The 19861-nt window shown below is 61.0% G+C and carries 19 protein-coding genes and 1 tRNA gene; 17 read left to right on the forward strand and 3 right to left on the reverse strand.

Annotated features, from left to right (window positions below):
- Nucleotides 1–183 precede the first annotated feature (183 nt).
- The 6 genes from CPH89_RS21495 to CPH89_RS21520 all read left to right on the forward strand — a co-directional run bounded on the left by CPH89_RS21495 (nt 184) and on the right by CPH89_RS21520 (nt 7495).
- Entirely contained in the window at nt 184–822 is a 639-nt protein-coding gene (locus CPH89_RS21495) for a TetR family transcriptional regulator C-terminal domain-containing protein (RefSeq protein ID WP_053255485.1), read from the forward strand.
- A gap of 148 nt (nt 823–970) precedes the next feature.
- On the forward strand, nt 971–1762 hold the full coding sequence (locus CPH89_RS21500) for an enoyl-CoA hydratase/isomerase family protein (RefSeq protein WP_053255486.1): 792 nt from the start codon (nt 971–973) through the stop codon (nt 1760–1762).
- 27 nt (nt 1763–1789) lie between these two features.
- On the forward strand, nt 1790–2950 hold the full coding sequence (locus tag CPH89_RS21505; protein ID WP_053255487.1) for an acyl-CoA dehydrogenase family protein: 1161 nt from the start codon (nt 1790–1792) through the stop codon (nt 2948–2950).
- An 18-nt stretch (nt 2951–2968) separates the two neighbouring features.
- A complete protein-coding gene (locus CPH89_RS21510) occupies nt 2969–5077 on the forward strand; it encodes an acetate--CoA ligase family protein (protein ID WP_053255488.1) in 2109 nt (702 codons plus the stop codon).
- Nucleotides 5067–6674 (forward strand): 5-guanidino-2-oxopentanoate decarboxylase, encoded by a 1608-nt coding sequence (locus CPH89_RS21515; RefSeq protein WP_053255489.1) that lies wholly within the window; start codon nt 5067–5069, stop codon nt 6672–6674. Before CPH89_RS21510 ends, CPH89_RS21515 begins: the two co-directional genes overlap by 11 nt.
- A 119-nt stretch (nt 6675–6793) precedes the next feature.
- Nucleotides 6794–7495, forward strand: a complete 702-nt coding sequence (locus CPH89_RS21520) for an NAD(P)H-dependent oxidoreductase (protein WP_053255490.1) — start codon at nt 6794–6796, stop codon at nt 7493–7495.
- A gap of 61 nt (nt 7496–7556) precedes the next feature.
- Here CPH89_RS21520 and CPH89_RS21525 read toward each other — a convergent pair whose 3' ends face one another.
- Nucleotides 7557–8636, reverse strand: coding sequence for a 3-deoxy-7-phosphoheptulonate synthase (locus CPH89_RS21525; RefSeq protein WP_053255491.1), 1080 nt, complete (start codon nt 8634–8636; stop codon nt 7557–7559).
- Between the two features lie 618 nt (nt 8637–9254).
- On the opposite strand from CPH89_RS21525, the gene CPH89_RS21530 reads away from it, so the two are divergent.
- Nucleotides 9255–10004, forward strand: coding sequence for a carbon-nitrogen hydrolase family protein (locus CPH89_RS21530; RefSeq protein ID WP_053255492.1), 750 nt, complete (start codon nt 9255–9257; stop codon nt 10002–10004).
- A complete protein-coding gene (locus tag CPH89_RS21535; RefSeq protein ID WP_053255493.1) occupies nt 10005–10451 on the forward strand; it encodes a GNAT family N-acetyltransferase in 447 nt (148 codons plus the stop codon).
- A 35-nt stretch (nt 10452–10486) separates the two neighbouring features.
- On the opposite strand, the gene CPH89_RS21540 is transcribed toward CPH89_RS21535, so the two are convergent.
- The gene (locus CPH89_RS21540) at nt 10487–10726 is read right to left on the reverse strand and encodes a DNA-binding protein (protein ID WP_053255494.1); all 240 of its coding nucleotides are present in this window, start codon (nt 10724–10726) and stop codon (nt 10487–10489) included.
- A gap of 81 nt (nt 10727–10807) precedes the next feature.
- On the opposite strand from CPH89_RS21540, the gene CPH89_RS21545 reads away from it, so the two are divergent.
- The 9 genes from CPH89_RS21545 (at nt 10808) to CPH89_RS21585 (ending at nt 19206) form a co-directional block, all read left to right on the forward strand.
- Nucleotides 10808–11173 (forward strand): helix-turn-helix domain-containing protein, encoded by a 366-nt coding sequence (locus CPH89_RS21545; RefSeq protein ID WP_053255495.1) that lies wholly within the window; start codon nt 10808–10810, stop codon nt 11171–11173.
- A 151-nt stretch (nt 11174–11324) separates the two neighbouring features.
- Nucleotides 11325–11966: a response regulator transcription factor GacA gene (gene gacA / locus CPH89_RS21550; protein ID WP_017530522.1), complete on the forward strand. Its 642-nt coding sequence runs from the start codon at nt 11325–11327 to the stop codon at nt 11964–11966.
- Between the two features lies 1 nt (nt 11967).
- Entirely contained in the window at nt 11968–13791 is a 1824-nt protein-coding gene (gene uvrC / locus CPH89_RS21555; protein WP_053255496.1) for an excinuclease ABC subunit UvrC, read from the forward strand.
- 32 nt (nt 13792–13823) lie between these two features.
- Nucleotides 13824–14384: a CDP-diacylglycerol--glycerol-3-phosphate 3-phosphatidyltransferase gene (gene pgsA, locus CPH89_RS21560; RefSeq protein WP_053255497.1), complete on the forward strand. Its 561-nt coding sequence runs from the start codon at nt 13824–13826 to the stop codon at nt 14382–14384.
- Between the two features lie 63 nt (nt 14385–14447).
- A tRNA-Gly gene (locus CPH89_RS21565) sits at nt 14448–14523 on the forward strand.
- A 299-nt stretch (nt 14524–14822) separates the two neighbouring features.
- On the forward strand, nt 14823–16085 hold the full coding sequence (locus tag CPH89_RS21570) for a serine hydrolase domain-containing protein (RefSeq protein ID WP_053255498.1): 1263 nt from the start codon (nt 14823–14825) through the stop codon (nt 16083–16085).
- A 117-nt stretch (nt 16086–16202) separates the two neighbouring features.
- Nucleotides 16203–17540, forward strand: coding sequence for an alginate export family protein (locus CPH89_RS21575; RefSeq protein WP_053255499.1), 1338 nt, complete (start codon nt 16203–16205; stop codon nt 17538–17540).
- 40 nt (nt 17541–17580) lie between these two features.
- Nucleotides 17581–18684 (forward strand): polyamine ABC transporter substrate-binding protein, encoded by a 1104-nt coding sequence (locus tag CPH89_RS21580; RefSeq protein ID WP_053255500.1) that lies wholly within the window; start codon nt 17581–17583, stop codon nt 18682–18684.
- Nucleotides 18685–18726: 42 nt separating this feature from the next.
- Entirely contained in the window at nt 18727–19206 is a 480-nt protein-coding gene (locus tag CPH89_RS21585) for a DUF3237 domain-containing protein (RefSeq protein WP_053255501.1), read from the forward strand.
- A 19-nt stretch (nt 19207–19225) separates the two neighbouring features.
- Here CPH89_RS21585 and CPH89_RS21590 read toward each other — a convergent pair whose 3' ends face one another.
- Entirely contained in the window at nt 19226–19837 is a 612-nt protein-coding gene (locus CPH89_RS21590) for a TetR/AcrR family transcriptional regulator (protein WP_053255502.1), read from the reverse strand.
- Between the last annotated feature and the right edge of the window lie 24 nt (nt 19838–19861).

Consider the following 19861-nt stretch of genomic DNA (forward strand, 5'->3'; position numbering starts at 1 on the left):
CAAGGGGGTGAACAATGGCGTCGAGTATCCCCGCGTCGTTCCTTCGGAAAAACCGCCGAAGCCGAAAAGGACTCTTTACCAGAAGTCACGAGTGGCGTTGCTGCGCAGGCTGGATCGGGTGTCGCTCGGTTACCGCGACTGATGTAGAGTCGTGCAGCCGACTCAACCGCAGGAAATCGCCCTATGACCCAGGAATCCCGTTTCTCCCGAATGGAGCCGGAATTGCGCAAGGCCAATCTGGTCCAGGCGACGCTCACGTGCCTCAAGCGCGACGGTTTCCAGGGCGCCTCGATTCGCAAGATCAGTGCCGAGGCCGGGGTGTCGGTGGGGCTGATCAGCCACCACTATTCGGGCAAGGATGAACTGGTGGCCGAGGCCTATCGCACGATCACCGCCCAAGTCATGAGCCTGTTGCGCGAGACCATGGCCAAGGCACCCCCGCAACCTCGGGAACGCTTGTCGGCGTTGTTTCGTGGCTCGTTTTCTCCGCAGCTGCTCGACCCGCAACTGCTGGATGCCTGGCTGGTATTCTGGGGCGCGGTGAAGACCGCGCCTGCCATCAACCTGGCCCACGAACACTCCTATGGCGAGTACCGCACCATCATGCGCTCGGCCCTGACGGACATGGCCAGGGAGGAGCGATGGGAGCAGTTCGACGCCGACCTGGCCGCCATCGGCTTGAGCGCCTTGCTCGATGGGTTGTGGTTGGAGTCGGGGCTCAACCCAGGCACCTTTACGCCGGAGCAGGGCATCCAGATCTGCGAAGCCTGGGTCGATGGCTTGCAGGGCGGCGGTCGCCTGCGTTACCCACTCAAAGCCTGAGCTTTTCTCGCCGCCTGGACGCAAGGTCCAGGCCGGTATTTCCCGTTTGAAAATATTTGCAGTTTGCCGATTGCCTCCTTGCTGAACACTCGTTTAGTATCTCGCCATGTCGCACCCCTCAAGCCAATTAAAATAATTCGAGGAAGCCATGACGACCGATTCGCCCGTGCTCAGCCATGTGCAAGCAGGCGTTGCCTGGATCACTCTCAACCGGGTGGCCCAGCACAATGCACTGGACATTCCGACCCTCAAGCACCTGCATGCCTTGCTCGATACGCTCAATACCGACACCGCTGTGCGTGCGGTGGTGTTGACCGGCAACGGGCGCAGCTTCTGCGCCGGCGCCGACCTGGCGGAATGGGCTGAAGCCCAAGCGCGTGGCGCCCTGGAAACCTACGGCTGGACCGAAACCGCCCACGCCCTGATGACCCGCCTGCACACCCTCGACAAACCCACCCTTGCTGCGATCAACGGCACCGCCGTCGGCGCCGGCATGGACCTCACCTTGTGTTGTGACCTGCGCATCGCCGCGCAGTCGGCGCGCTTCAAGGCCGGCTACACCCGCATGGCTTACTCGCCGGATGCCGGTGCCAGTTGGCACTTGCCGCGCCTGATCGGCAGCGAACAGGCCAAGCGCCTGCTGTTCCTCGATGAACTGTGGAGCGCCGACCGTGCCCTGGCTGCCGGCCTCGTCGGCGAGGTGGTCGCCGACGATCAACTCCACGCGCACACCACTGAGTTGGCGACGCGCCTGGCCAACGGCCCGACCTTCGCCTTCGCCCAGACCAAGACCCTGATCCGCGAAGGCGAAGGTCGCAGCCTGCCCGAGCAACTGCAGGCCGAACTGGCTGCCGGCCTGTTGTGCGGGCGCAGTGTCGACGGTGGCGAAGCCTTGCGCGCGGCCATGGAAAAGCGCCCGGCACATTTCTGCGGCCAATAACCCCAACACCTCCGAGCAGGTAGCGCGATGAATTTCCAACTCAGCCAAGAACAAGACATGTTGGTGGATGCGGTACGCAGTTTTGTGACCAAGGAGTTGCTGCCTCATGAGGTGGCGGTGGACCGTGCCGATGAGGTCTCGCCGGCGCTTGCCGCGCAGATTCGTGACAAGGCCATCGCTGCCGGTTTCTATGCGTTCAACATGCCCGAAGCGGTCGGTGGCGGCGGCCTCGATTACCTGTCCCAGGCACTGATCGAGCGAGAGTTGTCCAAGGTCTCGTGGGCGCTGCATGTGTTTGTCGCGCGCCCGTCCAAGATCCTGATGGCCTGCACCGGCACGCAGGTTGAGGACTACTTGTTGCCCTGCGTGCAGGGCCAGAAGATCGACTGCTTCGCGCTGACCGAACCGGGTGCCGGTTCTGACGCCAACGCGATCAAGACCCGCGCCGTGCGCAGCGGCGACGACTTTGTGATCAACGGCAGCAAGCACTTTATCAGCCATGCCGGGCACGCCGATTTCGCCATCGTGTTTGCCGTGACCGACACCTATGAATACCACGGCCGCCCACGCAACGAGGTGACCTCGTTTCTGGTCGACCGAGGCACCCCGGGCATGACCATCCGCCGAGGCCCCAAGTGCGTGAGCAACCGCGGCTATCACACCTATGAGATGTTCTTCGACGACTGCCGCGTACCGGCGTCCAAGGTGCTCGGCGACGTGGGCAAGGGCTGGGATGTCGCCAATGCCTGGCTCACCGCCGGCCGCGTGATGGTCGCCGCCAATTGCGTCGGCCAGGCTCAGCGGGCGCTGGACGTGTCGCTGCAATGGGCGGCGGATCGCAAGCAGTTCGGCCAGCCCATCGGCACCTATCAAGGCGTGAGTTTCAAGCTGGCGGACATGGCCACGCAGATTCGCGCTGCGGAATTGTTGACCCTGCACACGGCCTGGAAGATGGACCAGGGCAGCATGACTGACGGCGAGGCTGGCATGGCCAAATTGTTTGCCAGCGAAACCCTGGGCAAGGTCGCCGACGAAGCCGTGCAGATTTTTGGCGGCATGGGCTTGATGGATGAAGGACCGGTGGAGCGCATCTGGCGCAACGCACGGATCGAACGGATCTGGGAAGGCACTTCGGAAATCCAGCGCCATATCATTGCGCGCGAACTGTTGCGGCCGCTGTTGCGCTGATCGGCGCGGAGAACGCTTATGTCCCAGACTATGGGCGACAACCTCAAGCGCCTGCTGGCGCCCCGGCACCTGGCATTTGTTGGCGGGCGCAGCATGGCTCGCGCCTTAAAGCGTTGCGCCGACGGCGGTTTCACCGGGCAAATGTGGCTGGTTAACCCGCACCATGACCACCTTGACGGCATCCCTTGTGTGCGCCGCGTGGCGGATTTGCCGTGCGGCCCGGATGCGGTGTTTGTCGCCACTAACCGTGAGCTGACATTGACCTGCATCGCCGAGCTCGCCGCCATCGGCACAGGCGGCGCGATTTGCTACGCCTCAGGCTTTGCCGAAACCGGCGCCGACGGTGCAGCTCTGCAACAGCAGTTGCTCAACGCGGCAGGCGACATGGCCTTGCTCGGCCCCAACTGCTACGGCCTGTTGGACTACCTGCACAGCTCGGCGTTGTGGCCGGTGGCCCATGGCGGCAAGCCGGTAGAGAAGGGCGTCGCGATACTGACCCAGAGCGGCAACTTCGCCTACAACCTGTCGATGAGCGACCGCTCGTTGCCGGTTGCCTACATGGCTTCAGTGGGCAACCAGGCACAACTGGGCGTGGCCGAATTGATGGACGTATTGCTCGACGAACCGCGCGTTACCGCGATCGGCCTGCACCTGGAAGGCCTGAAGAATGTGCCAGGGTTTGCCCGCGCGGCGCACAAAGCCCTGGAACAAGGCATTCCGATCATCGCGCTGAAAACCGGCGTCTCGCAGATCGGCGCCGAGCTGGCGTTAAGTCACACCAGTTCACTGTCCGGCTCCGATGCGCTGTACGACAGTTTGTTTGCCCGTCTGGGCGTGATCCGCGTGAGCGGGCCGGTGAGTTTTGTCGAAACCTTGAAGGCCGCAGCGTGCGGCAACCTGCCGTCAGGCAAGCGCCTGATCGCGCTGGCTTGTTCCGGTGGTGACGCTGGGCTGATTGCCGATTACGCCGAGCGCAACCATCTGGCCCTGCCGAAACTCGACGCAGGCCAGCGCGCTGAACTGGCGCAGGTGCTGCCCAGTTACGCGAACCTGGTCAACCCATTGGATTTCACCACCGCCATCTGGGGCGACCGTGAAGCGCTGCAGCGCATGCTTGATACGGCCCTGCGCACCGACACTGATGCCGCCATGCTGGTGCTGGATTACCCGGCAGCCTTGACCGGCGAGCGCCAGGAATGCGACCTGCTGCTGGAGCTGTTTTGCGCGGCGCTCAGCCGCCATGGCAAGCGCGGTTTCGTCACCTCGGCTTTTCCCGAGCTGTTGCCGGTCCATGCCCGTGAACGCCTGCATGCCCACGGCATTCCAGCCTTGCAGGGCGTGGAAGACGCGCTCGCGGCGTGGGCGCGGATTGCCGACTACCAACACCATCGGCGCGTCTTGCTTGAGCGGGGCGAATCGATCCTCGAACCACTGTGCCCTCGGGCTCTGGCCGGCCGTGGTGTGACCCTGGATGAGTGGGCGTCCAAACAGGCGTTGCGCGCATTTGGCTTACCCACTCCACTGGGTGTGTTGAGTACGCCGGAACGCGCGATGGCTGATGCACACCTGTTGGGCTACCCGTTGGTACTTAAGGCGGTCAGCGCCGAGTTACCGCATAAAACCGAAGCCGGGGCGGTGGCGCTCAACCTGCCAGACGCCGCCGCTTTAAAGGCTGCCATCGCGCAGATGAGCGCGCAAATCGCCGCGTATGCACCCGGCGTCGCCTTCGATCGACTGCTACTGGAGCCCATGGCCGCCCAGCCCTTGGCTGAGTTGATCGTGGGCATCAAACGTGAAAACGACTTCGGCCTGGCCCTGGTGATTGGCGCCGGTGGCATCCTGGTGGAACTGCTCAAGGACAGCCGCAGCCTGTTGCTGCCCACCACTGACGATGCGATTCGCCACGCGTTGCTCAGCCTGCGCAGCGCCACGTTGCTGCACGGTTTTCGCGGGCGGGAAGTGGCGGATATGGGTGCGTTGGTCGCGGCCATTCGCGCCGTGGCCGACTACGCCTGTGCCAACGCCGAACAGTTGCTGGAACTCGATGTGAACCCATTGCTGGTCAATGCCCGGGGCGCCACGGCGGTCGACGCATTGATTCGCCTAGGAGATGGCTATGCACGATAAAACGCTGACCGGCGGCCAGGCTCTGGTGCGGTTGTTGGCCAACTATGGCGTCGACACGGTGTTCGGCATTCCCGGTGTGCACACCTTGGAGCTGTATCGCGGCCTGCCCGGCAGTGGCATTCGCCACGTGCTCACGCGCCACGAGCAGGGCGCCGGGTTCATGGCCGACGGCTATGCGCGCGTCAGCGGCAAGCCGGGCGTGTGTTTTGTCATCACCGGGCCCGGCGTTACCAATGCCGCCACCGCCATCGGCCAGGCCTATGCCGATTCCATTGCGATGCTGGTGATCTCCAGCGTCAACGCCACCGCGAGCCTCGGCAAAGGCTGGGGCAGCTTGCACGAGACCCAGGATCAGCGAGCGATCACCGCTCCCATCACCGCGTTTTCGGCGGTGGCATTGAGTGCCGAGGATCTGCCTGAGTTGATCGCCCGTGCCTACGCAGTGTTCGACAGCGAGCGGCCACGGCCGGTGCATATTTCGGTGCCGTTGGATGTGTTGGCGGCACCGGTCAGATGGGACTGGAGCAATCACGTGGTCCGCCGTCCAGGGCGTGGCGTGCCATCGGCCGACGTGCTGGAGCAGGCAGTGGCCACGCTCGCGGCAGCCAAGCGGCCGATGATCATTGCCGGCGGCGGTGCGTTGGCCGCAGGCGAGGCGTTGCAGCGCTTGAGTACGCTTCTGGCGGCGCCGTTTTTCAGCAGTGTTGCCGGGAAGGGGCTGCTGCCGATCAACGACCCGCTGAATGCCGGGGCCACCCTGTGTGTGGAACCGGGCTGGCAACTGATCAGCGAGGCCGATGTGGTGTTGGCGGTCGGCACGGAAATGGCTGACACCGATTATTGGCGCGAGCGTTTGCCAATCAAGGGTGAGCTGTTACGGGTGGATATCGACCCGCGCAAATTCAATGATTTCTACCCCTGCGCACTGGCGTTGCACGGTGATGCCCACCAGACAGTGCTGGCCTTGCTCGCCGGTTTACCGCCTGCACCGCGCGATGCTGACGCGTCGGTCAAAAAGGTCGCGACCTTGCGCCACGCGGTAGCGCTTGGGCACGGGCCGCTACAGGCCATTCATCAAGCCATTTTCGAGCGCATCGAGGCCGAACTGCCTGCCAACGCGTTCATCAGCAGTGACATGACCCAACTGGCCTACACCGGCAACTACGCCTACCCGAGCCGCGCCCCGCGCAGCTGGTTGCACCCGACCGGCTACGGTACCTTGGGCTATGGCTTGCCCGCCGGCATCGGCGCCAAGTTTGGCGCGCCGCAGCGCCCGGGCCTGGTGCTGGTGGGGGACGGCGGTTTCCTCTACACCGCACAGGAACTGGCGACCGCCGTGGAGGAACTGGACAGCCCGTTGGTGGTGCTGCTGTGGAATAACGACGCCCTCGGCCAGATCCGCGACGACATGCTGAGCCTGGCTATCGAACCTATCGGCGTGCTGCCGCGCAACCCGGATTTTGTACTGTTTGCCCAGGCGTTCGGTTGTGCCGTGTACCAACCCAGGAGCCTGGATGAATTGCAAACGGACTTGCGCAACGGCTTCAAACGCAAGGGCGTGACCTTGATCGAGCTGAGACATGCCTGTGCCTGTTGACCTGCTCGGGCGGCGGACCCTGGGTGACAATAACCCTTTTCATCGGAATCGGACATGGCCCCGGACTGGCGTGATCATTTGCTGGCCCAACGGGCGACGCACATCGTTTAGGAGTTCACATGAAGGTTTTGATTGTTCACGCCCATCCTGAGCCACAGTCCTTTACCGCGGCGTTGCGCGACCAGGGCGTGAGCACGCTGCAAGGCCTGGGGCATGAGGTGCAGGTCAGCGACTTGTATGCCATGCAGTGGAACCCGGTGGCGTCGGCAGCTGACTTTTCAACGCGCGAGCATCCCGAGTATCTGGTGTATGCCCTGGAGCAACGTCTGGGGGTAAAAAAACAGTCGATCGCGGCGGATATCCAGAGCGAGTTGGACAAGGTGCTGTGGGCCGATCTGCTGATCCTTAATTTTCCGATCTTCTGGTTCTCTATGCCTGCAATGCTCAAGGGCTGGGTCGACCGCGTGCTGGTGTCCGGTGTGTGTTATGGCGGTAAGCGGTTCTATGATCAGGGCGGGTTGGCGGGCAAGCGTGCGCTGGTCACGGTGACCTTGGGCGGGCGCGAGCATATGTTCGGTGAGGGTGCGATTCACGGGCCGCTGGAGGCTATGTTACGCCCGATCCTGCGCGGTACGTTGGCGTATGTCGGGTACACGGTGCTGGCGCCGTTTGTGGCGTGGCATGTGCCGTATATCAGTGACGAGGCGCGGCGGGATTTTCTGCTGGGGTATGAGCAGCGGCTGCAAGGGCTGTTGGATGAGCAGCCCTTGGTGTTTCCGACATTGGCCCAGTTTGATGAGGCGCTGTACCCACTCAGTTGAGCCATTCACGGTGCAACGGAGGGAGCAGGCACGCCAGCGCCCTCCGTTTGCTGCCCATCGGTCAGTCGGCGTTGCTGTGTGCGCGAAGGCGCTCGACCGCACCGCGCAACAACTGCTCGGTACTGTTCCAGCCCAGGCAACCATCAGTCACCGACACGCCGTATTTCATCGATGCACTCAACGGCTGGCAACCTTCGAACAAGTGACTTTCGAGCATCATGCCGATCAGCGAGGTGTCACCCTGCAGGCGCTGTTCCAGCACGTCGTTGAACACCGCCGGTTGACGCAGTGGGTCTTTGCCACTGTTGGCGTGGCTGCAATCGACCATGATCCGCGCCGCGACCTTGGCCTTGGCCAAGTCGTGCTTCACCTGCGCCACGCTGTGCGCATCGTAGTTCGGTCCACGGTGACCGCCGCGCAGTACCAGATGGGTGTCGGGGTTGCCCGGGGTCTGGATGATCGCCGGGTGGCCCTGGCTGTCGACGCCGAAGTGGCGGTGCGGGTGCGACGCCGAGCGCATTGCATCGCAGGCAATCGCAACCCCGCCGTCGGTGCCGTTCTTGAAACCGACCGGCATGCCCAGGCCGCTGGCCATTTCGCGGTGGATCTGTGATTCCGTGGTGCGTGCGCCGATGGCGACCCAACTCAGCAGGTCATCGAAGTAGCCGGCGGCCATCGGTTGCAGCAGTTCGGTGGCGACCGGCAAGCCCAGGCGCAGCATTTCGCGCATCAGTTGGCGCGACAGCGTGAGGCCGGCGGCCATGTCGTCGCTGCCATCCAGGTGCGGGTCGTAGGCCAAGCCTTTCCAACCGATGGTGGTGCGCGGTTTTTCGACGTATGCACGGATCACCAGCAGCATCTGGTCGCTGACTTCAAGTGCCAGCTTCTTCAGGTTGCGCGCGTATTCCATGGCCGATTCGGGGTCGTGGATTGAACACGGGCCGACAATCACCAGCAAGCGTGAATCTTCGCCATCAAGAATGGCGCGCACGGCTTGGCGATGGGCATGGATCTGTTCATTGAGGAACGGGCTCAGAGGCAACTGATGCTTGAGCTCAAGCGCGCTGGGCAGGCGCTGGGTCAGGGCTTCATTGGCGCTGGTCAGGGCAGAGACGGGCAGAGCGGCGATGGAGGAGTTCATATTCAAGGCTTCCTGGGCAAGCGGCGGGCTGTTCCCGCACGCTCTGCCCTACTGGGGTGTTCGACAATTGGCCGTATTGGCTGCGTGTGTTGGCTTGCCACCAATAGGTGACCGATCGGAGGCGGCAGGCTGTCCCGAACGGAGCTTGCTAAATCGCCATGCAGTGGAAGTGTCGTAGCGGTAATAAGTGGCGTAGTTCATGTCGTGAGTCCTTTTAGTGTTCGGTGTGACGCAAAATAATTAAGGGCTGAAAAAACAAAACCCCCGGTCGGGGAGCCGACCGGGGGTTAGATTTCTCTGGTAGGCGACCCCTTGAGTAGTGGGCGCCGATTTCAGGTATCAGGCGCGCCAGTGGCTAAACCAATACCCAAAATAAAAGCTGACCAGTGCGCTCAAACCGTTCCCACGGGTAGCCGATACCGAGCGCTGGGCGCTGGCAGCAGGGCAAACCTGAGAGTGGGTGAGTTGCAACATGGTGTTTCTCCAAATGATGGGGCGAGCTTACTAGAGGCGCATGGCAGGATTCAATCAGTAATTTCTATCGCGTGAGGGACTTACGGCTATGGGTGAGTGCCGATATGCTGCTTACACTTTGATATCTATTGCTGGGACGCGACCATGACTGCCTTCACCCTTGCTGCTGCGCAAACCACCTCCATCGCGGGTGATGTGCCGGCCAATATCCGTCGGCACCTGGCGTTTATGCAAACGGCGGCGGCGCGAGGCGTGCAGTTATTGGTGTTTCCAGAGTTGTCGTTGACCGGCTACGAGCCGGCGCTGGCGGCCGGTTTGGCGATTGCCCCCGAGGATGCGCTGCTTGAGCCGCTGCGTGAGAGGGCGCAGGCGTTGCGGTTGACGGCGGTGGTGGGGATGCCGATACGCGTGGCACCCGGGGCAGGCGTGCTGATCGGCGCACTGGTGTTGGGCGCGGATGGTTCGCGGGCGGTCTACACCAAACAGCATTTGCATCCTGGCGAAGAGGTGGCGTTTGTCGCGGGGCAGGGCGGTGCAGCCCTCGAGTGGGGGGATGAGCGCATTGCGCTGGCAGTGTGTGCGGACTTTTCCCACGCCAGCCATCCGCGTCAGGCGGCTGAAGCCGGCGCCAATGTGTACGCCGCCGGTGTGCTGATCAGTGAAGGCGGCTACGCGACGGACAGTGCGCTTTTGCAGGGTTACGCCGCCGAGCATCGGATGCTGGTGCTGATGGCCAATCACGGTGGCCCATCCGGTGGCTGGGCTTGCGCGGGTCGCAGCGCCATCTGGTCAGCCGACGGCAGCCTGCTTGCTGCCGCGCCGGGTATGGGCGACGCGCTGGTGATTGCCCGCCGCGATGGCGAGCACTGGGCCGGGCATGTGGAAGCGCTTTAAATGGCCTTTCACCTGCGCGCTGCCACCCGCCACGACCTGCCGTTTGCGCGAACGCTGACCCATGACGCCATGAACCGCTACTACCAGCAGTACGGGTTGCTGTGGTCTGACAGCGGCTTTGACGTTGCCTGGGCAGCGCGTGAAAACTGGCTGATCTGCAATGATGACAGCGTGATGGGGTTTATCAGCGTCAATCGCGATCACAGGGCGCTGTATATCCGCGAATTGCACATGCTCGAGCGCTGCCGCCAGCAAGGCGCAGGCAGCTGGGTGTTGGAGCAAATGGTGCTCAAGGCGCGTGCGCAGGGGTTGGGTCTTTTACGCTTGACCGTGTTCAAGACCAACCCGGCGAGAAGGCTGTATCAGCGCCAGGGGTTGAGTATCGTCGGGGAAGAAGATTGCTTCTGGTGCATGGAGCGCGAGTGCCACGTAATCCAAGCTGACTAAAACAGGTACGCTGTACGAATAAGCGCATACTGCTATCAGGAAAGAGCTTGTGTCTCGCTGTGTGGAGCAACAGGTTCGTCCACGATAATCCCTTCTTTCATGCCCAGCAGGACCGCCACCTTATGGGCTTCCCCACGCCGTCCCTTTTTACGCCCAGCGAGCACTTGATACGTCGTGGCTGGATCGACGCCGTGCTCACGAGCGAACGCTTGAACTGACTTTCCTTGATGTTCCAACCAAGCCTTGGCTTGTGCAGCAGTGCGAATACCGGGCATAGTTCAAAACCGTTCAAGTTTGTGTAAAACGAGATGAGTGTGTCACCTCTAGGGGTGTGCCATAAAGGATCATACATCCAAATGAGTGGAATCGGTTCGCGCTTAAGGCAGGAGAGAGAACGTCTTGGCCTGTCACAGAAGATTTTTGGTGAAATAGGCGGCGTTGAAGCTAACGCCCAAGGCAAGTACGAGAGCGGTGGCCGCGCGCCCAAGGCTGACTATTTGTCACGCGTGGCCGAGCGTGGGGTGGATCTTTTATATGTGCTGACGGGGAGTCCGACGCCCATCCAATTGGAAAACCTTAGTCAGCTTGAAGAAAAGATCCTTGAAAACTACCGAGCCATGTTCAAGGAGGATCAGGATGCTATCCGTCGATTGACCACCACGTTGGCGGAACATTCAGCGGCAAAGAACGGAAAACTCAAGCCGATGTTTGAGCAAACCTGACCTTTTGCTCAGCATAATCTGCGGCGTGTCGCTCGGTAGAAGCCTCTATCCTGCGCAAACTCAATATATATGACGCTTGCGGCTAGGTCTGCGCCTTGGTTTTTTGCTAAGGTGTTCAGCAACCTATAAGACCATATCGCGAGGTGTCTGCTTGATTAGGGTGCTAGTAGTCGATGACCATGATCTCGTTCGTACAGGCATTACACGAATGCTGGCTGACATCGATGGCCTGCAAGTAGTCGGTCAGGCCGAGTCGGGGGAGGAATCCCTGATCAAGGCCCGGGAGTTGAAACCCGATGTGGTTTTGATGGACGTCAAGATGCCTGGGATCGGCGGTCTTGGCGCAACTACCAAATTGTTACGCAGCCATCCGGACATCAAAGTCGTGGTGGTTACCGTGTGCGAGGAAGACCCGTTTCCTACCCGCCTTCTGCAGGCAGGAGCGGCCGGTTACTTGACCAAGGGCGCAGGCCTGGCGGAGATGGTGCAAGCCATCCGCCTGGTATTTGCTGGCCAGCGGTATATCAGCCCACAGATTGCCCAGCAGTTGGCGATCAAGTCCTTCCAGCCGACCAGCGACTCGCCGTTTGATGCGTTGTCGGAGCGCGAGATCCAGATCGCCTTGATGATCGTCGGTTGCCAGAAAGTGCAGTCGATCTCTGACAAGCTGTGCCTGTCGCCTAAAACCGTGAACACCTACCGCTATCGCATTTTCGAGAAGCTCGCCATCAGCAGTGATGTTGAATTGACCCTGCTCGCAGTGCGTCACGGCATGGTGGACGCCAGCGCCTGACATGACCACACCGTTTGATCCGAGTGCCTTTCTTTCAACCTGCAGTGGCCGCCCCGGCGTGTACCGCATGTTCGACAGCGAGGCACGCCTGCTTTATGTGGGCAAAGCCAAAAACCTGAAAAGCCGTCTGGCGAGCTACTTTCGCAAGACCGGTCTTGCACCGAAAACCGCCGCCCTGGTGGCGCGTATCGCTCAGGTCGAAACCACCATCACCGCCAATGAAACCGAGGCGCTGCTGCTTGAACAGACGCTGATCAAGGAGTGGCGGCCGCCCTACAATATTCTGCTGCGTGACGATAAATCCTACCCCTACGTGTATTTATCCGACGGCAACTTCCCGCGCCTGAGTATTCACCGGGGCGCAAAGAAGCAGAAGGGCAAGTATTTCGGCCCATACCCGAGCGCCGGCGCAATCCGAGAAAGTTTGAGCCTGCTGCAAAAGACCTTTTTCGTGCGTCAGTGCGAAGACAGCTTCTACAAAAACCGCACGCGACCTTGCCTGCAATACCAGATCAAACGCTGCAAGGCGCCTTGTGTCGGGCTGGTTGACCCGGCGGAGTACGCCGAGGATGTACGCCATTCGGTGATGTTCCTCGAAGGGCGCAGCAATGCGCTGACCGATGAGCTCTCCAGCGCCATGGAACAGGCCGCCAGCACCCTGGATTTCGAGCGCGCCGCTGAGTTGCGTGACCAGATTTCCTTGCTGCGGCGTGTACAGGACCAGCAAAGCATGGAGGGCGGTACGGGGGACGTCGATGTGATCGCCGCTTTTGTTAACCCGGGCGGCGCCTGTGTGCACCTGATCAGTGTGCGTGGCGGGCGAGTGCTGGGCAGCAAGAATTTCTTCCCGCAGACCGGTATCGACGAGGAAGTCGCTGAAGTCATGGCTGCGTTCCTTGGCCAATACTACGTCAGCAGCCCCGAACGCGACTTGCCGTCCGAACTGATCGTTAACGTGGTGCATGAAGACTTCCCCGCGCTGATTGAAGCGATCCACGCGCTGCGCGGCCGCGAGCTGGACATCAGCCACCGCGTACGCGGCACGCGCGCGCGCTGGCAGCAACTGGCGGTGACCAACGCCGAACAGGCCTTGAGCGCGCGCCTGGCGAATCGACAGCACGTGGCTGCGCGTTTTGACGCCTTGGCCGAAGTCCTCAACCTGGACGAGCCGCCCCAGCGTCTTGAGTGCTACGACATCAGCCACTCCAGCGGCGAGGCCACCGTGGCGTCCTGCGTGGTCTTCGGGCCGGAAGGGCCGATCAAGGCCGATTACCGGCGCTACAACATTGAAGGTGTCACCGCCGGCGATGACTACGCCGCCATGCACCAGGCCCTCACGCGGCGCTTCAGCAAGTTGAAGGACGGGGAGGGCAAGCTTCCCGATATCCTGCTGGTGGACGGTGGCAAGGGCCAGTTGTCCATGGCCCGTGACGTGCTCAACGAGCTGGCCGTTCCCGACCTGATTCTGCTGGGTGTTGCCAAGGGCGCTACGCGTAAGGCCGGTTTCGAAACGTTGTACTTGAATGATGCCGCTCATGAGTTCACCTTGAAAGGTGACTCACCCGCGTTGCACCTGATTCAACAGATCCGCGACGAAGCTCACCGTTTTGCCATCACCGGCCATCGTGCCCGCCGTGGTAAAACCCGTCGAACCTCAACCCTGGAAGGGGTCGCGGGCGTTGGTCCGACCCGTCGCCGTGACCTGCTTAAACATTTTGGTGGCTTGCAGGAGCTATCCCGTGCCAGCATTGACGAAATTGCCAAAGCACCCGGTATCAGTAAAAAGCTCGCTGAGCTGATTTATGCAAATCTGCACAGCGAATAGAATGCCTTCTCACCTCGTAGCCAGTTGTGCCGATGAATATCCCTAATCTGATTACCGTTCTACGCGTCCTGCTCATTCCGATTTTCATTTTGCTGTTTTATTTGCCTTACGAATGGAGCTATGCAGCGTCCAGTTCGGTATTCGCTTTTGCGGCTGCGACCGACTGGCTCGACGGCTACCTGGCGCGCCGCCTGGAACAGAGCACGCCCTTCGGCGCGTTCCTGGACCCGGTGGCCGACAAACTGATGGTGGCCGTCGCCCTGGTCCTGCTGGTGCAGGAACACGGCAACCTGTGGCTGACATTGCCGGCTGCGGTGATCATCGGCCGCGAGATCGTCGTCTCGGCCCTGCGCGAATGGATGGCCGAAATCGGCGCCCGCGCCCACGTGGCCGTTTCCAACATGGGCAAATGGAAAACGGCTGCGCAGATGCTTGCGCTGGTGATTCTGCTGGCCAACCCCTCGGACTTCTCCTTCTGGGTTCTGATGGGCTACGCCTTGCTGCTCGTTGCCGCAGGCCTGACGTTGTGGTCGATGCTCCAGTATTTGCGCGCTGCCTGGCCTCACCTGCGCACCACCGTTGAAAAGAAATAAAACTTTTTTGAATCAAGGGGTTGACGGGGGTTCTGGATTCTATAGAATGCACACCACCAAGACGCGGGAATAGCTCAGTTGGTAGAGCACGACCTTGCCAAGGTCGGGGTCGCGAGTTCGAGTCTCGTTTCCCGCTCCAAATATTAAAAAATGGACCTCTGAAAAGAGGTCCATTTTTTTTCGTCCAAAGAAAAGTCTTTCCATGACTTTTGCCGCGCACCTCCCTGAAAACACGCCGAGCCCGTTCTTGTGCACGCAGTTTTCAAGCATTTCAAAATTTGACCCGGTTGCAGGAGGCTTATCAGGACGGTGTAGCGCCGATCCAAGCGCGCAGCAATATTTGTTTTTCTGGTAAAATGTTTTATTGACTAAAATATTGTATGGGGTAATTATTTCTCTGCATCTGCTTCATGCAGAGTCATCTTCAGGGTTATCCCGATGAGTCATAAAGCCCAATTCTCCCTCGCGACTTCTTATGTCGAGGCCAATGAGTCTTCATTGGCCACTCGCGTGGCGCCGCTGCTGATGCAGGGGTTTCCCGCCGCGCCGGAACACCGCGTAACGTGGAACAACTGGATGCGCACGCCCTTCAATCAGTGGGGGTTCCGTCATCTGGCGCGACTGCGCCCCAGCATTGATGTGTCGGCGGGGCCAGGGCCTGTCGGTCAGCTTCAGGAGGCCCCGCGCGCGCTGGATCAGTTGTGTTTCGACAGTGAGAGTGGGTTGGGCATCCGTGTGATCGAGCACCTTGTCGCCAGCCAGACGGACGCCTTTTTGGTGATGCAGGGTGACACGGTGTTGTTCGAGCGCTACTTCAACGGCCAGCGCGCCTGTGACCGGCACATCATGTTCTCGGTCACCAAGTCGCTGATCGGTACCTTGGGTGAACAGCTGGTGACGCGTGGCGTGCTCAAGCCCGAGCGGCCGGCCGCTTACTACGTGCCTGAACTGGCGGGCAGCGCGTTTGGCGATGCGACGGTGCGCCAATTGTTCGACATGGCGGTGGGCATCGACTACAGCGAAGTGTATGACGACCCCAATTCAGAAAGCTCGCAGTACGGCTATGCCTGCGGCTTTCAACCGGCACCGGCGCAGTACGCGCAGTTCGAATCGTTGTACCAGTACTTGCCATCTCTCAAGAAGCGCGGCAGCCACGGGGGCTTTTTCCATTATGTGACGGCCACCACCGAAGCCTTGGCGTGGGTCATGGAACGTGCCTCGGGCAAGGCGTGCAGTCAGATGCTGGAGGAGGTCTGGGGGCGCCTGGGGTGCGACCGCGACGGCTATTTTCTGGCCGATCCCTGGGGCCGGAATGTGGCCGGGGCGGGCTTCAGCGCCACCTTGAGAGACATGGCGCGTTTCGGTCGCCTGTTGGCCAACAACGGTCGCCACGATGGCGTAGAGCTGCTGTCGCCCGAGACGGTGGCCCGTATCACCGCCGGCGCGGATCCGGCGATCTACGCGCAAAATGCCGAGTTCTCCCACTGGACGCCCGGTGCCTCCTATCGAAGCCAGTGGTACGTGTTCAACGATCACAGCCAGGCCCTGATGGCCGGGGGGATTCATGGCCAGTACCTGTTCATCGACAAGCCGTCCGGCGTCGTGATCGTCAAGCAGTCTTCGCTCACCGATGCGGTCAGCCCGTTCGACACCGACAGCGTACGCATGCTGCGCGCGATCGCCGCCCACTTGAGCCACTGACCCACGCCAAACAATAAGATTTTTTGCGTTCTATTCACCTGGCTTGCCCAGGTGTTGGCGGCGCCCTGCGTCGCCATTGACTGCCCTGTAACAACAATAATTCCACAGGAGCTTCTAATGGTATTCAGCAAGCGTTTCTCTCGAGCGCTGTTGGCGGTCGGCTTACCCTTGACCACCCACGTCGCATTCGCGGGCTACACCTTTGAGGACGGCGATCTCAAGGGCGAAGTCAATCTCACCGCAGGCGGGGCAACGTTGTTTACCCGTGGGGTCAACTTCGGCAGCGGCCGGGTCGATGCGCGCAACGGTAAAAACGGCGGCGCCCGGATCAACTGGCAAGAGGTCTACGTAAAGCCGGGGGTCAAACTCGAGTATGCGTTGCAACCGGATTTTAGCCTGCTCGCGGGCGGTTCTCTGGTGGCGGCGAGCACCTTCGGCGATGGTGATGCAGGTGGCTTCAGCCGCAGTTCCGATGGCAAGGCCGCCGCCGAAGAACTCTATGGCGGTTTTCGCGCCGGCGAGTGGAAGCTCACCGCCGGCCGCCAGAACTACATGGTCGGTACGGGGTTCATCGTCATGGACGGTAACCTCGACCAGTATAAGGATGGTGCTTACTGGCTCGGCCCGCGAACCGCCTTCAAGGATTCGGCGATCCTCGCCTGGGATCATGGCGCGCTGAAGTCTCAGGCCTTCACCTTACGCACCGATGATGACTTGGGCGATTTTCGCATGACCGGCGTCAACGTGGATTACAACCTCGATGACCAGGTGACGCTCGGCGCCATGGCCATGAAGGTCAATGCCCTTGGCCCCAGAGGCAGCACGCTCCCGCGCCGCCGGGACGGGATGCAGGTGTACAACCTGCGGGCGCTCAACACCAAGGTGCCCGGCGTACAGGCGCTGACGCTGAATGCTGAGTACGCGCTGGAGCGGGGCAGCGGCGAGGGTGTCGATTACGCTGCCAGCGCCTGGTATGCCCAGGCCGACTATGCCTTCAACACCTTGCCGCTGACGCCGGTCCTTGGCTACCGCTACGCGAGCTTTTCCGGCGACGACAACCTCACCGACAACCGCCAAAAAGCCTGGGACCCACTGAGCAAAGGCTTTGTCGACTGGAGCACGTGGCTGGTCGGGGACGTGGTCGGCAACTACCTGTTGTTCAACAGCAACGAAAATGTCCAGCAGTTCTCCCTCAAGACCCACCTCAACGAAACCCTGACCCTCGGCGCGATTCACTACCAGTTCTGGTTGGACGAGAAAAACTACCTGGGCGCACCGGTCAGCGATCGGCGCTTTGCCGACGAAAGTGTGGTTTTCCTCGACTGGACACCCACACCGTCGTTCTATACGTCGCTGTCGTACAACTGGGTCAAGCCACTGGCCGCCGCCAAACAGGTGTTTGGCGATGACCAGACGTTCAGTGCGCTGGAACTGTATTTCACCTACCGCTATTAAGTGCTGCGAGCCATCGCGGCCGCGCTGGAGTGTTTTGATCATGAACAGATTTCTGCGTAATACCGTGCTGGGCACTGTCGCCTCGTTGCTCATCAGTGGTGTTTGCCTGGCTGAAGAACGAACCGTACGGATCTACAATTGGATCGAATACCTGCCACCCGAAGTGCTGAAGAGCTTCGAGGAAGAAACCGGTATTCGGCCTATTTACGATGTGTTCGACAGTGCCGAAACCATGGAGTCCAAACTGTTGACGGGCAACTCCGGGTACGACGTGGTGTTCCCCGGCACCGCCAACCTCGGGCACTTGATCACGGCCGGTGCCGTGCAACCGCTGGACCGCAAGCAGTTGCCCAACTGGCAGCACCTGGACCCGCAGTTCATGCAGTCCCTGGAAGCCGTGGGTGACACCGGCAACCGCTACGCCGCGCCTTACCTGTGGGGCACCACATTGATCGGCTACAACGTCGACAAGGTGCGCAAAGCCCTCGGCCCCGACGTGCAGATGAACAGCTGGGACATCATCTTCAAGGAAGAAAACCTCGCCAAACTCGCCAGTTGTGGCGTGGGTTTTCTCGACGCCGGCAACGAGATCCTGCCGATTGCCTTGCACTACAAGGGCCTCGACCCCAATAGCCAGAAGCGTGAGGACTATGTGCAAGCCCAGGCGGTGATGATGAAGATTCGCCCTTACGTGACTTACTTCAACTCGTCGCGCTACGGCATGGACCTGGCCAACGGTGATATCTGTGTGGGCGTGGGCTGGTCCGGCGGCGTCGCACTGGCCATGCGCCTGGCAGATGCCGCCGGCAAGGGCGTCAAGGTCCAGATGGCACTGCCCAAGGAAGGCGCGCCGATGTGGTCGGACGTGATGATGATCCCGGCCAAGGCCCCCGATCTGGCGGAGGCCCATGCGTTCATCAATTACATCCTGCGCCCGGACGTGATTGCGCGCATCAGCAACAAGATCGGCTACCCCAACCCGAACAGGGAAGCTACTGCGCTGGTGGACGCCAGCATCCGCAACGACCCCAACATGTATGTGCCGGACGAAGCGCGCAAGACCCTGTTTGCCCTGGAGCCGATTCCGCCCGCCGTGGAGCGCATCCGTACCCGCACCTGGACCGCCATCAAGAGCAACCGTTGATCTGTGTGGCCCGGTGCGTGTGCGCCGGGCTCGGAGCTTGCCATGCCTGAACGGATGAATATTGCCCCCAACTTGCAGCGGGTGCTGACCCTTCGCGTTGTGATTGGGCCGGGTGTGATGCTGGGCGACAGCGTTGAAGGCCTGCGCTGCAACTACCCGATTCTGGGCGGGGATTTCGATGGGGTCGGCATCAGCGGCCAGGTCCTGGCGGGCGGAGCAGATTGCTTTCTTTTGCGCCCGGATGGCATCGGTCAACTGGATGCCCGCTACAGCGTCAGGACCGACGAAGGCGAGGTGATCAACATCCGTAACCGGGGTGTGCTGAGCCTGACTGAGTATGGCCGCCAGCTGGACAGCGACGGCCAATGGCCGATTCCTGAGACGGAATACCGCTGCACCTGCACGCCGGTGTTCCAGGTGGCCAAGGGGCGGCTGGACTGGCTCACCCGATCAAGCTTTATCGGCCTGGTGCACTATCCGTGCGCCGACCAGGTGGTGATTCGTTGCTATCGCTTTTACTGAGGCCCGCCACCAGAAGCGGTCAGGCCTGCATGCCGTAAAACAGCAGCTCGGTGATACGCCTGACCTGGGTTGAGTGCGCGTCGATATCCGGGTGTTCCTGGTTCACCAGCCTGAACAATTGCAGGTGCGAATAGTCGTTCAACAGGAACGCGGCCAATTCCACATCGAGTTGCGCGCGTAGCTTGCCGGCCCGTTGCAGTTCCCGCAGCAGTTCGCTGATTTCGGCCCTGAGCGTATCGTTCATGGCCCGATAGCCTTCGGGCAGTCCATTGCTGCCGCCGAACAGGATCAGTGGCAGCAGTTCACGCCACAGGCTGGGGTGCATGACTTCCAGGGCATAGCCCGTGAGCAGGCGTTCCAGGTGGCAGAGCGCTTCGACCGGGTCGTCGATTTCGTGGATCAGGCTGCGGGTATCGCTGATCGCGCGTTGATCGGCGTGGTGCAGGATCTCCAGGATGATTTCCTGTTTGTTGCCGAAGTACTTGAACACCGTCGGCGGCGATACCCCGGCCTGGCCGGCGATCTGTTCGATGGTGGTGTTCTGGAAACCCTGGCGCTCAAACAGTTCGACCGCCGCTTTACTGATAGCTTGCCGGCGCTCGGCTTTCTGACGTTCACGCAGTCCGCTCACAGGAGATCCTTGTCACGAATAAAA

The sequence above is a fragment of the Pseudomonas fluorescens genome (assembly GCF_900215245.1).
Classification (GTDB): domain Bacteria; phylum Pseudomonadota; class Gammaproteobacteria; order Pseudomonadales; family Pseudomonadaceae; genus Aquipseudomonas; species Aquipseudomonas fluorescens.

Bases quoted from the DNA above. Each gene is read 5' to 3' on its own strand.
- CPH89_RS21495 (WP_053255485.1), top strand. From the start codon at position 184: ATGACCCAGGAATCCCGTTTCTCCCGAATGGAGCCGGAATTGCGCAAG.
- CPH89_RS21500 (WP_053255486.1), top strand. From the start codon at position 971: ATGACGACCGATTCGCCCGTGCTCAGCCATGTGCAAGCAGGCGTTGCC.
- CPH89_RS21505 (WP_053255487.1), top strand. From the start codon at position 1,790: ATGAATTTCCAACTCAGCCAAGAACAAGACATGTTGGTGGATGCGGTA.
- CPH89_RS21510 (WP_053255488.1), top strand. From the start codon at position 2,969: ATGTCCCAGACTATGGGCGACAACCTCAAGCGCCTGCTGGCGCCCCGG.
- CPH89_RS21515 (WP_053255489.1), top strand. From the start codon at position 5,067: ATGCACGATAAAACGCTGACCGGCGGCCAGGCTCTGGTGCGGTTGTTG.
- CPH89_RS21520 (WP_053255490.1), top strand. From the start codon at position 6,794: ATGAAGGTTTTGATTGTTCACGCCCATCCTGAGCCACAGTCCTTTACC.
- CPH89_RS21525 (WP_053255491.1), bottom strand. From the start codon at position 8,636: ATGAACTCCTCCATCGCCGCTCTGCCCGTCTCTGCCCTGACCAGCGCC.
- CPH89_RS21530 (WP_053255492.1), top strand. From the start codon at position 9,255: ATGACTGCCTTCACCCTTGCTGCTGCGCAAACCACCTCCATCGCGGGT.
- CPH89_RS21535 (WP_053255493.1), top strand. From the start codon at position 10,005: ATGGCCTTTCACCTGCGCGCTGCCACCCGCCACGACCTGCCGTTTGCG.
- CPH89_RS21540 (WP_053255494.1), bottom strand. From the start codon at position 10,726: ATGCCCGGTATTCGCACTGCTGCACAAGCCAAGGCTTGGTTGGAACAT.
- CPH89_RS21545 (WP_053255495.1), top strand. From the start codon at position 10,808: ATGAGTGGAATCGGTTCGCGCTTAAGGCAGGAGAGAGAACGTCTTGGC.
- uvrC (WP_053255496.1), top strand. From the start codon at position 11,968: ATGACCACACCGTTTGATCCGAGTGCCTTTCTTTCAACCTGCAGTGGC.
- pgsA (WP_053255497.1), top strand. From the start codon at position 13,824: ATGAATATCCCTAATCTGATTACCGTTCTACGCGTCCTGCTCATTCCG.
- CPH89_RS21570 (WP_053255498.1), top strand. From the start codon at position 14,823: ATGAGTCATAAAGCCCAATTCTCCCTCGCGACTTCTTATGTCGAGGCC.
- CPH89_RS21575 (WP_053255499.1), top strand. From the start codon at position 16,203: ATGGTATTCAGCAAGCGTTTCTCTCGAGCGCTGTTGGCGGTCGGCTTA.
- CPH89_RS21580 (WP_053255500.1), top strand. From the start codon at position 17,581: ATGAACAGATTTCTGCGTAATACCGTGCTGGGCACTGTCGCCTCGTTG.
- CPH89_RS21585 (WP_053255501.1), top strand. From the start codon at position 18,727: ATGCCTGAACGGATGAATATTGCCCCCAACTTGCAGCGGGTGCTGACC.